14 protein-coding genes are annotated in these 12,424 nt (G+C 51.9%); 5 read left to right on the top strand and 9 right to left on the bottom strand.

The features are described from left to right. Positions 1–88: 88 nt before the first annotated feature. From radC to mutM, 4 genes are all read left to right on the top strand, one after another. Complete coding sequence (gene radC, locus NQ230_RS22670) at positions 89–757, top strand: RadC family protein (protein ID WP_257259373.1); 669 nt, start codon at positions 89–91, stop codon at positions 755–757. Between the two features lie 218 nt (positions 758–975). After that, complete coding sequence (gene rpmB, locus NQ230_RS22665; protein ID WP_002436699.1) at positions 976–1,212, top strand: 50S ribosomal protein L28; 237 nt, start codon at positions 976–978, stop codon at positions 1,210–1,212. Positions 1,213–1,234: 22 nt separating this feature from the next. Continuing rightward, complete coding sequence (gene rpmG / locus NQ230_RS22660) at positions 1,235–1,402, top strand: 50S ribosomal protein L33 (protein WP_003024094.1); 168 nt, start codon at positions 1,235–1,237, stop codon at positions 1,400–1,402. A 72-nt stretch (positions 1,403–1,474) separates the two neighbouring features. Further along, on the top strand, positions 1,475–2,284 hold the full coding sequence (gene mutM, locus NQ230_RS22655; protein ID WP_023309890.1) for a bifunctional DNA-formamidopyrimidine glycosylase/DNA-(apurinic or apyrimidinic site) lyase: 810 nt from the start codon (positions 1,475–1,477) through the stop codon (positions 2,282–2,284). A gap of 2 nt (positions 2,285–2,286) precedes the next feature. On the opposite strand, the gene coaD is transcribed toward mutM, so the two are convergent. From coaD to rfaQ, 7 genes are all read right to left on the bottom strand, one after another. Beyond that, entirely contained in the window at positions 2,287–2,766 is a 480-nt protein-coding gene (gene coaD / locus NQ230_RS22650; protein ID WP_032661930.1) for a pantetheine-phosphate adenylyltransferase, read from the bottom strand. 3 nt (positions 2,767–2,769) lie between these two features. Further along, positions 2,770–3,540 carry a glycosyltransferase family 2 protein gene (locus NQ230_RS22645; RefSeq protein WP_032661926.1) on the bottom strand — a complete coding sequence of 257 codons (771 nt, stop codon included), beginning with the start codon at positions 3,538–3,540 and terminating at the stop codon, positions 2,770–2,772. Continuing rightward, positions 3,540–4,814 carry a lipid IV(A) 3-deoxy-D-manno-octulosonic acid transferase gene (gene waaA, locus NQ230_RS22640; protein WP_159515243.1) on the bottom strand — a complete coding sequence of 425 codons (1,275 nt, stop codon included), beginning with the start codon at positions 4,812–4,814 and terminating at the stop codon, positions 3,540–3,542. Before waaA ends, NQ230_RS22645 begins: the two co-directional genes overlap by 1 nt. Positions 4,815–4,880: 66 nt before the next feature. Beyond that, the gene (locus NQ230_RS22635) at positions 4,881–5,870 is read right to left on the bottom strand and encodes a glycosyltransferase (protein ID WP_257259368.1); all 990 of its coding nucleotides are present in this window, start codon (positions 5,868–5,870) and stop codon (positions 4,881–4,883) included. An 11-nt stretch (positions 5,871–5,881) separates the two neighbouring features. After that, complete coding sequence (locus NQ230_RS22630; protein WP_257259366.1) at positions 5,882–6,982, bottom strand: glycosyltransferase; 1,101 nt, start codon at positions 6,980–6,982, stop codon at positions 5,882–5,884. A 2-nt stretch (positions 6,983–6,984) separates the two neighbouring features. Continuing rightward, a complete protein-coding gene (locus tag NQ230_RS22625) occupies positions 6,985–8,112 on the bottom strand; it encodes a glycosyltransferase family 4 protein (RefSeq protein ID WP_257259364.1) in 1,128 nt (375 codons plus the stop codon). Next, positions 8,109–9,179 (bottom strand): putative lipopolysaccharide heptosyltransferase III, encoded by a 1,071-nt coding sequence (gene rfaQ / locus NQ230_RS22620; protein ID WP_257259361.1) that lies wholly within the window; start codon positions 9,177–9,179, stop codon positions 8,109–8,111. Before rfaQ ends, NQ230_RS22625 begins: the two co-directional genes overlap by 4 nt. A gap of 150 nt (positions 9,180–9,329) precedes the next feature. On the opposite strand from rfaQ, the gene NQ230_RS22615 reads away from it, so the two are divergent. After that, a complete protein-coding gene (locus tag NQ230_RS22615) occupies positions 9,330–10,286 on the top strand; it encodes a polysaccharide deacetylase family protein (protein ID WP_257259360.1) in 957 nt (318 codons plus the stop codon). A gap of 24 nt (positions 10,287–10,310) precedes the next feature. Here the strand turns inward: NQ230_RS22615 and NQ230_RS22610 are convergent, their stop codons facing one another. Together NQ230_RS22610 and NQ230_RS22605 are read right to left on the bottom strand one after the other, a co-directional pair. Next, a complete protein-coding gene (locus NQ230_RS22610) occupies positions 10,311–11,525 on the bottom strand; it encodes an O-antigen ligase family protein (RefSeq protein ID WP_257259358.1) in 1,215 nt (404 codons plus the stop codon). Beyond that, entirely contained in the window at positions 11,513–12,421 is a 909-nt protein-coding gene (locus NQ230_RS22605) for a glycosyltransferase family 2 protein (RefSeq protein WP_257259356.1), read from the bottom strand. The genes NQ230_RS22610 and NQ230_RS22605 overlap by 13 nt, the downstream gene beginning before the upstream one ends. Between the last annotated feature and the right edge of the window lie 3 nt (positions 12,422–12,424).

Here is a 12,424-nt window from a genome sequence, read left to right as displayed (position 1 = left end):
CTTTGCGAGGCGCTACGCAAGAACGCAATGTGGCCGTCGAGCGACGAAATGGCCTGTGGCAGCATAAGGTTAAAAAAGGAGAAAGAGCATGGAAGATGAGGATGAGCAGCTGCTGCCGCGCGAAAAACTGCTGCGCTATGGCGTCACCCTGTTAAAAGACGATGAACTGCTGGCGCTCTTTTTACGTACTGGCACGCCAGGAAAGACGGTATTTACGCTGGCAAAAGAGCTGATAGCACATTTCGGTTCGCTATACGGTTTACTGACCGCCGATCTGTCGCACTTTAAGCACGTTGAGGGGATCGGCGTGGCGAAATATGCCCAGTTGAGGGGCATTGCTGAACTTGCCCGCCGTTTTTACAATGTCCGCATGGAGAAGGAGGATCCGATCCTGACGCCCTCGATGACGCGCGAATTCCTGCAAAGCCAGTTAACCGATATCGAACGCGAGATCTTTATGGTGATCTTTGTCGATAACAGAAATCGGGTGCTGAAACATAGCTGTCTCTTTGCGGGCACGTTGAGCCACGTTGAGGTGCATCCGCGAGAAATTGTGCGGGAAGCGATAAAAGTGAATGCAGCGGGTGTGATCCTCGCGCATAATCACCCCTCTGGCTGTGCAGAACCGAGCAGAGCGGACAAAGAAATCACCGAACGCATTATCAAATGCTGTCAATTCATGGACATTCGTGTGCTGGACCATCTGATAATTGGCCGCGGTGAGTACATTTCTTTCGCAGAACATGGCTGGATTTAGGCTATTTCTCGCGATCCATCGGGATCTTTGTCTGTTCGGGACTTGAGCACACCGCCGAGTCAGCGTATACTACGCCACCTTTGAGAATCTCGGGTTTGGCATTTGGGCCTGGCAATCGAGAGTTCACTTAGAACTATGCGATGACCGGGCTGTAAAGCCTGACGAGGCGCCGATACCCCATACGAAGCTCGAGCTAATTTGATTTTTGGAGAATAGACATGTCCCGAGTCTGCCAAGTTACTGGCAAGCGTCCGGTGACCGGTAACAACCGTTCCCACGCACTGAACGCGACTAAACGCCGTTTCCTGCCGAACCTGCACTCTCACCGTTTCTGGGTTGAGAGCGAGAAGCGTTTTGTCACCCTGCGCGTATCTGCTAAAGGTATGCGTGTAATCGATAAGAAAGGCATCGATACAGTTCTGTCCGAACTGCGTGCCCGTGGCGAAAAGTACTAAGTACTTAAAGAGGAAATAAATCATGGCTAAAGGTATTCGCGAGAAAATCAAGCTGGTTTCTTCTGCTGGTACAGGTCACTTCTACACCACCACGAAGAACAAACGTACTAAGCCGGAAAAACTGGAACTGAAAAAATTCGATCCAGTTGTACGCCAGCACGTACTGTACAAAGAAGCTAAAATCAAATAATTTTAGTCTCCTTGTATCGAAAAACCCCGCAACTGCGGGGTTTTTTGCATTCTGTATCTCAACGGAGGAACCATGCCTGAATTACCTGAGGTAGAAACCAGCCGTCGCGGCATTGAGCCCCATCTGGTCGGCGCGACGATTCTTCACGCGGTGGTCCGCAATGGACGTCTGCGCTGGCCGGTGTCCGATGAGATCCATGCCCTGAGCGATAAACCCGTCCTTAGCGTACAGCGCCGCGCTAAGTACCTGCTGCTGGAGCTTCCCGACGGCTGGATTATTATCCATCTGGGGATGTCCGGGAGCCTGCGCATTCTTACCGAAGAACTGCCTGCGGAAAAGCACGACCACGTCGATCTGGTGATGAGCAACGGCAAAGTGCTCCGTTACACCGACCCGCGGCGCTTTGGTGCGTGGCTGTGGACGAAGGAGCTGGAAGGACATAACGTGCTGGCACATCTGGGCCCGGAACCGCTTTCAGACGCGTTTAACGCTGAATACCTCAAGGCGAAGTGTGCGAAGAAGAAAAGCCCGATTAAGCCCTGGCTGATGGATAACAAGCTGGTGGTCGGCGTGGGGAATATCTATGCCAGCGAATCGCTGTTCGCGGCCGGGATCCATCCCGATCGGCTGGCCTCTTCGCTGTCGGCGCAGGAGTGTGAGCTGCTGGTCCGGGTGATTAAGGCGGTACTGCTGCGCTCTATTGAACAGGGCGGGACGACGTTGAAGGACTTCCTGCAGAGTGACGGCAAGCCGGGCTATTTTGCCCAGGAGCTTCAGGTGTATGGCCGTAAAGGCGAACCGTGCAGAGTCTGCGGCACGCCCGTTATTGCCACGAAGCACGCCCAGCGCGCCACGTTCTACTGCCGTCAGTGCCAGAAATAGGGTTACTTTAGCTTTTCCATCAATGCCTGGTGGACGTTCGTCGGCAGGAAATGGGTAACGTCGCCGTGATGACGCGCCACCTCTTTTACCAGCGTAGAAGAGATAAACGACCACTCTTTGGAGGGCATCAGGAACACGCTCTCCAGCTCAGGCATCAGGTGGCGGTTCATGTGCGCCAGCTGCATCTCATACTCGAAGTCTGCCACCGCGCGTAAACCCCGGATCAGAATGTTTGCCTGCTGAGCGCGGGCGAAGTTAGCCATCAGGTCGCTAAACCCGACCACCTCAACATTCGGCAGGTGCGAGATGGCATCGGTGGCGAGCTTTACGCGCTCGTTGAGGTCAAACATCGGCTTTTTGCTGGGGCTGGCGGCAATGGCCAGGATCACCTTGTCGAACATGCACGCCGCACGGGTGATGATATCAAGATGACCGTTGGTGATCGGATCGAAGGTACCCGGATAAATCGCTTTTGTGCTCATGGCTCACGTTTTCTCTGAGTAGCCGCGGCAGAGCGCCCACAGCTCGGTGTATTTGTTGAAAGTATACTGGGCATTTACTACCGCGAGTAACCAGCCCTGTTTGCCGTCCAGTACACCACCACGCAGCAGCAGCGTTTTCAGGAACGCGCCCAGCGTGTGGGTGAAGATACCCGTCAGCGAGGCCTTCTTGCCGCGCTGGTGACGCTCCTGCGCCCATGCGGTGGCATAGTTGAGCTGTTTACGCTGGAAGCTCGCGAAATCACGGCAGGTCAGGTGCAACAGGTCGCCCGTCAGGGGGATCACCTGGGCGCTATCGCAGCTCAGGGATTCATGCACCAGATTGTCGTTGTACTGATACCGCTCGCGCTCGTAGAGGCGCATCACGCGATCGGGATACCAGCCGCTGTGGCGCATAAAACGGCCAAGGAAGTAGTTGCGGCGGGCAATGCTGTATACGGCGCCAGGCTGGGGCGAGGAAAGCACCGCCTGAATGGCCTGCTGAAGTTCTGGCGTAATGCGCTCGTCAGTATCGAGCATCAGGACATAATCACCTGTGGCATACCCCTGCGCGCGCTGGCGCTGGATGCCATAGCCCTGCCAGTCAGCGTCGACAAAGACTTTTGCGCCCGCTGCCCGGGCAACGTCCACCGTGTTGTCCGTACTTCCGGAGTCAAGAATGACTATCTCGTCAGCCCAGGCAACCGACGCCAGGCAATCCGGAAGCAGGTCGGCGGCGTTTTTGGCGATCATCACGACCGACAGACGCGTTGACATTAGTGGCTCCGCTGGGGCAGATAAGGTTGCAGAAGCTGCAGCAGACGGGTCAGTGCGCCCTGGTTCTGGTGCAGCACTTCGACGGCATGACGCCCGTACCACAGGCGATAATCTTCGTCAGTCAGAAGGGTCGATACCTCTTTGACCACCGAATCCGCATCGGTCACGGTAATTAAACCATCGGCCTGCTGTAATTTCGCGCAGATATCTTTGAAGTTAAACGTGTGCGGCCCCATCAGCACCGGAATAGCGTGGGCTGCCGGCTCCAGCGGGTTATGACCGCCGCGCTCGACCAGGCTGCCACCGACAAACGCGAGGTCAGCAATGCCGTAAAGCAGCATCAGTTCGCCCATCGTATCGCCAATCACCACCTGGGTGCTGCCGGAAGGGATTTCACCGCTGCTGCGAAGGGTGTAGCTGAAGCCGCCTTTTTGCACCATGTCGCGGGCATCTTTAAAACGCTCCGGATGACGAGGCACGAGGATCAGCAGTAAATCAGGGAATTTTTCCAGCAGCTTGCGGTGAGCCTGCAGGATGATCTCTTCTTCGCCATCATGAGTACTGGTGGCAATCCAGACCTGACGACGTGGGGCCCACTGGCGACGCAGTGTGATCGCACGGGCGGCGAGCTCAGGGGTAACAGAAATATCAAATTTCAGGCTGCCCGTTACCGCAAGCTGGTTGCGTTTCAGGCCCAGCGCGATAAAGCGCGCCGCGTCCTCTTCGTTCTGCGCGGCAATCAGCGTGATCCTGCTGAGCAGGCGGCGCATAAATTTACCCAGCTTGCCGTAACCTTTCGCCGAGCGCTCTGACAGGCGCGCGTTGGCAATCACCAGCGGAATTTTACGGGCGTGCAGGGCGGAAATCATGTTCGGCCACAGTTCGGTTTCCATCACGATCACCAGCTTCGGGCGCACGGTGTTGAGGAAGCGATTCATGGCGCAGGGCAGATCGTAAGGCAGATAGACGTGCTGCACGTCTTTACCGAAAGCGGATAACGCGCGCTCGGAGCCGGTCGGCGTCATCGTCGTGACGGTGATTGGCAGCGAAGGGTAGCGGTGACGCAGAGCGCGAACCAGCGGGATCGCCGCCAGCGTTTCACCGACAGAAACGGAATGCAGCAAAATACCGTCCGGTACGACTTTATTGCGGCAGAAGCCATAGCGTTCAGCCCAGCGTTTACGATACGCAGGCGCTTTCCGGCTACGAAGCAACAGTCTCAGCCACACCAGTGGCTGAATGATGTAGAGCAGAGCGGTATACAACAATTCCAAGCGATTATCCGTTTTTTTAGTTTCGGCGGGCAAATTCTAAGCATTTAGGCCAGGTAAAGCTATCTCTTATGCCAGATACCGTTTCAAACGGAAATAACGTCGACCCAGCCGCCAGCGCAGACGCGGACTTTTTGCACTTTTCCAGATGAGTTTCCAGATGCCTGTTTCGAAGAACTCTTTAATAATCATTGATTTCTTCTTCTCATCCTTCATGTTGTCGAAGGTGTGAATAATTCCCAGCCCCTCTTTGGCAATTTGCCAGTGGCAGGCAGGGATCCCTTTCACTTTATCCGGGTAACGCTGATTGATGGCATCGAGCAGCTGCAGGATTTTCATGTAGTGGCGTGCGGAGCGAATCAGCGTGTCGTCATTGTCCGGCATATGGGACACCGATGCGGAGTGAATGTAGTAGTCGTAATAACGCTCACTGGTGTACTGAACCCGCTCTGCCGCGAGCAGCACTTCGGTGGTCCACGGGATATCCTGATGGCGCAGGCCGGGTTCGAAATGGAAATTGTGTTTACGGATAAAGTCGTGGCGATAGATGTTCAACCAGGTGACGTGAAGGAACTTACGCGAATCCAACGCCATTTTTAACCACGCCGGGCCAGCCATGACCCCTGTCGAAGCCAGTTTGTCTTCAGGGAAGATCGGGCGTGAGGGCTTCTTGTTGTTCTCCCAGACGTAGTTCCCGTTACAGGTGGCGACATCCAGATCCTGCGTGACGGCCATCTCCAGCAGACGCTGGTACATGCCGGGTTTAAAGACATCATCAATATCCGGGAAAGAGAGATATTGACCCGTCGCAACGGCCAGACCGGTGTTACGCGCGATGGATACACCCTGGTTTTGCTGTTCTATGACCTGCAGCTGCGGCAGTTTTTCTCGCCAGTTTTCGACGATCTCCATCGAGCGGTCAATAGAGCCGTCATTGACAATGATGACTTCCATGCTGTCGATGCGTTGATTCACAAGGCAGGTAAAGAACTGATCCAGGAAAGCTTCACCGTTATAAACGGCAACCACCACGCTCAACAATGGGGCTGAATTTTGCATAAGAAACCTGATTATTTTTGATTGTCGACCAGAGCAATATATTGCTGGCAAATGGCACTGATACCGAACGATGCGATGGTTGCATCGCCAACGACCGGCGGGGCGGTATAAATATCCGCCAGCGTTTTTGCCAGTGACGCGTCATTTAACTCTGCCAGCCCGCGCGCTAAGGCTCCGGTAAGGATTTCGGCGGGGCCACCGGGGCAATTTGTACTGACCGGTGGCGTCTGGCAGATAATGGCCTCAACCAGCACATTACCAAAACCTTCGCAGTCAGAACTTAACACTAAAAGGCGTGCCCCTTTAATCCACGGATAGGGATTGGAATCAAACGGGCGGAAAACCGTTTTGTTTTCAATACCCAGCTCGGCAGCAAGCTGCTTGAGCTTTTGAATTTGCGCTTCGGATCCATTGCCCATCATGACCAGCGTTGTGTCAATTTTACTCAGGGCGAACGCACGTAAGAGGCGGTCGTGGCGTTTGTGCTCATGGAAGCGGCCAACATGAATGATGTAATCCTTTCCCTGCATCTCGAAGGGAGCATCCGCCAGACGCTGAATTTCAGGAATATCGAAAGGATTGTGGATAACCGCTTTGCGTCGAAGATTGAGCGCCAGCGTCTCGGAAAGATCTTTCAAAACGGCGCCTGAGACGGCGACAACGTTTCGGTTTTCGTAGGTATGACGAATTTTAAGGTGTTTAAACCAGCGTGAAAGTCCGCTGCGATGGCGAAGATAGGAGAACGAGAACATGCCATGCACGCAGAACCAGACTTTGTCACGTTCCAGCGCGCGGCAGTGCGCCACAATGCGGTCGGTTTTGTGCAAATGAGAGAAAACCACATCAAATTTGCCGCTGCGCTCAGCCCGTTCAATCGCCTGATCCAGCAATTGGGCACGGCGTGGGATCTCCGTCAGCTTTCGCCACGGTTTTTTACATGTGTCCTGAACAACCTGATAATCGATGCCTTCCGGGATGGCGTAGTCGCACACTTTCCGCAGAGAGAATAGAGAGACCTGATGCCCCATTTCTATTAGCCCGTGGGAGAGTGTAAGAACCGTTTTTTCAGCTCCTCCACCGGGTAAACCATCAATAATCATTAGGATGCGCATTTTTAATCCAGTAATTTTTGATAAAGCGTAATAAGCTGACTTGACAGTTTTTCGGGAGTGGCGTCTTTTACACGTTCACGTGCCGCTCGTCCCATGTTGTTATTTTTTTCCAGAGAAGGGATGGCTGCTACCGCTTCCTTCAATGTACTGATATCAAGTGCGTCACAATAAAATCCGTTCTGGCCTTGTTGAATAAATTCTGCACCACCGCAACTCTCTGAAGTAATGACGGGCAAGCCGCAGGCCATCGCTTCAAGAATGACGTTAGGAAAGGGATCATACAGCGTTGGCAACAGTAAACCATCGGATAGCTGATAAAAAGGCAGAGTTTCTTTTTGCATCCCCAGGAAACGGATTTGCCCCTCGCAGCCTAACGAACGGGCGAGGTCGCGATAGCGACTTTCTGCTTTATCTTGTCCAACTACAATCAGCCACGCTGATGTCCCCGCGATAGCGCGTATGGCGCCGGCCAATCCTTTTCGTTCAAACCCTGAGCCGACAAAACAGAACACAACGGCATCGGCTGGCAAACCAAATTGTTGGCGCAAAATCGCACGCTGTGACTCCTGGGCCGGAATGAAGCGGCTGGAATCAATAGAATTATAAATCACATGAATTTTATTTGCGTCAATATCAAAGTCTTCAACGATTTCGCGTTTGATCATCTCCGCATTACAAATTACGGCTTTTAACTCAGGCGCCTGATACATTTCCCGTTCCGCACGCATCACGTAGCGGTGATAGCGGTCATACATCAGCATTTGCGCACGCCAGGCAGGTAAAATGCGCGCGCGCTGCAGCAGCCAGCGGCGATGCACTCCATCACCCGCGCGATAGATATCACAACCCGGGATGCGCTCATGGCTTTGAACAATATCAAACTGCTGTTGCTGCCATAGCGCGCGGGCGGCCTGTGCAAATCCGCGTTCACGACTGATGCGACCCCATTTTTGAGGGTTGCAAATGTGAATATGCCAGTCGTCTTGCTTCTCTCCCTGCCACTCACGCGTGATGACGTTGAGTTCAAGGTTCTGATTGCTCAGCGCGGTGAGGGCGCGCGAAACGAAGCGTTCCGCTCCTCCATCAGGGCGATACTTTTGGCGAACAATGGCCAGGCGATGGGGTTTCATGACAGATATCTCCTTGCGGCGGAGACGACAGCATCAACGGGAATGGCGTCGAGATAGCGTTCTTTCGTTTTGGTATCAATGGTATCCGGATCGGGGAGCGGGCCGTAATCGCCGGCCCAGATCACTTCCCCTTTAACCTGCCATGGAGACCAAAACGTCAGTTTAGAAGGGCCAAACAGCGCCACGCAGGGCGTTTGCAGCGCGGCGGCCATATGCATCGGCACGGAGTCAACACCAATAAACAGCGAGGCATGGTCGATAAGCGACGCCAGTTGGCGCAGCGTCAACTGGCCCGCGAGCGAAACGACACCGGTTTTCGGTGCGGCAGCGAGAATGCGATCGATCATCGCCAGCTCTTTTTTATCCGGGCCCGCGGTGAGTACAACCGTATGACCATCCTGCTGCAGTGCAGTAATGGTTTGCGCCATTTTGTCTTCGCTCCAGCATTTAAAGAACCAGCGGGACGTCGGCTGGATCACGATATAGCGCTCGCCCACGCCCGCCTGCGTCAGTCTTTGACGGGCATAATCCCAGTCGTCTGCGGCGTAGGCCATGGTGACGGCAGGCTGCGGCGCAACCGGTAATGGCGTTAAAATGGAGAGATTCTGTTCGACCGTATGCAGGGATTTGTGGCCGTCGACAGAGACCAGATCGGTATGACAAAAACGCCAGAATGCACTGTTGCGTTTGTTAAACGCGAATCCGAGGCGAACGGGGGCACCGGTGAAACGGGTGACGATAGCGCTACGCCATTGATCGGCCAGGTTAATGACCAGATGATAATGCTGATTTCTTAACGCACACAGCAGCTGCCACTCTTTTTGAAGATGCTTCAGCGTGCCCAGCTGCTTCCATTTACGATCGATTCCATAAATTGTACCGATCGCCGGATGCGCGGCGAGCATATCGCGCGTTTCTTCATACAGCAGGACATCAATCTGCGCCTGCGGCCATTTTTGACGTAACGAATCAATGACGGGAGTGGTCAGCAACATGTCGCCATGATGGCGGAGTTTGATAAGTAAAATGCGCAAATCAGGCGTGTCAGGTAAGTTATTCATCATCATCTTATCGGCGTTGTACTGATGGCAATTCTAATAGACCTGATAGCGACTTGCACTCTTTCTCCATAATCTCAGGAATTTCCCTGGAAGGGTTTACTCATGCTTTGGAGAGTGCGTAACATAGCGCTAACTTTCCTGTCTTGCGGACTCATTATGAACAAACCAGCGTTTATCATCACAATTGATACTGAGGGCGATAATCTCTGGCAAAATCACCGCGTCATTAAAACGGAAAATGCGCGCTATCTGGCGCGGTTCCAGACGCTTTGTGAGCGTTTCGGTTTTAAGCCCGTGTGGCTGACCAATTACGAGATGGCGATCGAACCCGTTTTCATTGAATTCGCCAGGGACGCGATCGCCCGCGGTCAGGGCGAGGTGGGAATGCACCTTCACGCCTGGAATAGCCCACCGGAGCACGCTCTCACGGGAGACGACTGGCGCTGGCAGCCTTATTTGATTGAATTTTCGGATGAGGTGATGCGCGAGAAAGTGCTGTTCATGACCCGTCTGCTGGAAGAGACATTCCAGACCAAAATGTTAAGCCACCGTGCCGGACGTTGGGCATTTGACAGTCGCTACGCAAAATTGCTCGTTGAACTGGGTTACCTGGTTGATTGCTCCGTGACGCCGCGGGTGAACTGGCGCAATGCGAAAGGTGCGCCGCAGGGTAATGGCGGAACAAATTATCAGCATTTCCCCGACCACGCCTATTTTATGGATTTAGATAATATTTCCCGGGCGGGCAATAGCCCATTACTCGAAGTGCCGATGAGCATCCAGTATAAACACCCGGCCTGGTTGAACACGATTAAACAAGGTTACGACAGGCTTCGCGGTAAATACCGCTCACCCTCTGTGAACTGGCTAAGACCGTCCGGTGGGAATGCGGCGCAGATGATTCAGGTCGCACAGCAATGTCTGTCTCAGGGAAGTGAGTACGTGGAGTTTATGCTTCATTCGTCGGAATTTATGCCTGGCGGAAGCCCTACGTTTAAAGATGAGGCGGCGATCGAAGGGCTGTATCAGGATTTAGAAACGCTCTTTAGCTGGTTATCCGATAAGACGGTGGGGATGACGCTGGCGGAGTTTTATCAATACAAGAAAAAATAATGCCCGCGACGCGGGCATTATCACTTATTGACGTTGTCTGGTTTGCGAGAAAGGTGTACTCAGCGCAAACACGGTGACAAAGAAGATTAAGGCTTCTGAGCTCAACAGTATGACGTCCGTCAGACCATAGAGTAATAAAAGGAGCATGGTCGTCAGCAGCAGACCATTTCTGTTTTTAAGCGCGTAAGCGATCATCGATATATAGAAAAAGAATAATATCGCCAGGCCGGGGATCCCCTGCAGAGAATATTTTTCGATAAACTCATTGTGCAGATGTATCCTGATAAACTCGAGTGCGGCTGTGAGATGTGGATGCCCATTTTTCACATATTGCTGTGTCCATACTTCGCGGTCTTCAACCGACTGCCCCAAAGGATGGGCAAATCCATTTTGAATACCAACACTCCACATAGAAAAACGTGCGCCGAGTGAGGTTGCATCATATCCTTTTTGATAACTTTCAACTTCAGCTTGTGTTTGTTGTATCTTAGGTAAAATTAATGGCTTGTAGCTAACGATAACAATACCTGCCACAATACATAAGAAAATCAGCGTTGATTTAAGATGTATTCTTCTGAAGTGGTAAAGCGTGAGTACAATCGCCAGGAGTAGATATAACCCCATTGCGGCACGGGTACCCGTAAGAAGAATGACGAAATAAGATATTAAGATGATGAGTCCTGCGGCTACATACAGTTTGATATTTTTCTGTAGATAAAGGCTGTATACCAACGCCAGTGACAATACTGAGTAAACATAGGCCGACACGGTCGCACGGTTTATGGCCATCTCGATACGCCCCATACCCTGTGATGCCTGCCATAAACCATAGCCAGTGGCGAGTATAAATCCTGCACCAGCGGCGTATAAGAAATATTTCTGGAAGGATGTTTTATCAATATAAGATTTAAACCGGTCAAGATAAAAAATGAGAATGCTTGCCAAAATCAATTTTTTACTTGCACCGAGATAATCGCTATAAACGTTCAGACCTTCGCTATGGTATTCATACACCATGTACCAGCAAAGATTAAGCAACCCAATGAGCAAAATCGGCAGTGCAATAGAAAAAGGACGCAATGTGATTTTTTTATATTCGCACGCTAAGCCGATAATGCTGGCATAAATCGCAATATAGAAAAACTCTCGTTGCTTACCTGAACTCAGCAGCGCGAGCGCAAGCGAAATAAAGCTCAAAATCAGCGTAAGCTGATAAAGCCGCAGTTTTACTTTTTCCATAATGCCTCGATGACCCTTTTTTTGTAGCTGAAACGTACATCTCTGGAGAAGAAGAAAGAGAAAGAATAAAGTTCTTTTACCCGCTGTTTAACCAGTTTGAGTTGTATCTCGGTCAGATGTTGCCGGTGGTTACTGTAGATATCAAACCAGTGACAATTCACAAGATGTCTAAATGATGGCGGGAATGTTTTTTCCATCTGTAAGGTGCATTCGATAAGCGTAGCGATTTTACTGGCGTCGAGACGGCTCGACAAACTGTCGCTACGTTTGATGTAATAATAGTGTCCCTGACGCTGATAGTCTATTTTACTCGATTGCATCAGCATGTCGGGAAATACGGCGAAATCTTCATAGCAGACCATCGAAGGAATCGGGTTGCTTACGTACAATTTCCGATCAATGAATTGCCCGATGAGATGTGCCTGAAAATCTTTGTGCTGCAGGAACCGTTTTATTGCCTCATGTTGTGACAAAGCAACAGGAGCGAACCCCTGCCAGTCGGTGGTGATTTTTTTGGTGTCGCGAATTTCCAGCAGGCGCGTCAGGAGCATATCAGGGCGCTCTGTTTTGAGGTATGCCACGGCGTCCCGAATGCTACCCGGTTTCAACAGGTCATCACTATCCAGCATGGTGATGTATTCACCTGACGCCAGAGAGACTGCGCTGTTTCGAACATGACCTACGTTACGGTACTCAACGTATCGGGATTGCGCATTCGGAAGCTTTGATAACCACGTCTCAATAATATCCTGAGTGGCATCAGTGGAACTGTCATTAAAGATAATGACTTCTACATCATCACCTGCATTCTCAATCGCGTTTTGCAGACTTTCCAGCGTGGCGTGAAGGGTGTTTTCGGCGTTGTGTGCGGCAATAATGATGCTGAGAAAAGCCATATT

This window comes from Enterobacter asburiae, from assembly GCF_024599655.1.
GTDB classification, from domain to species: Bacteria; Pseudomonadota; Gammaproteobacteria; order Enterobacterales; family Enterobacteriaceae; genus Enterobacter; species Enterobacter asburiae_D.
The sequence above is the reverse complement of the archived record's forward strand: the minus strand, read 5'-3'. Positions and strand labels throughout refer to the sequence as shown.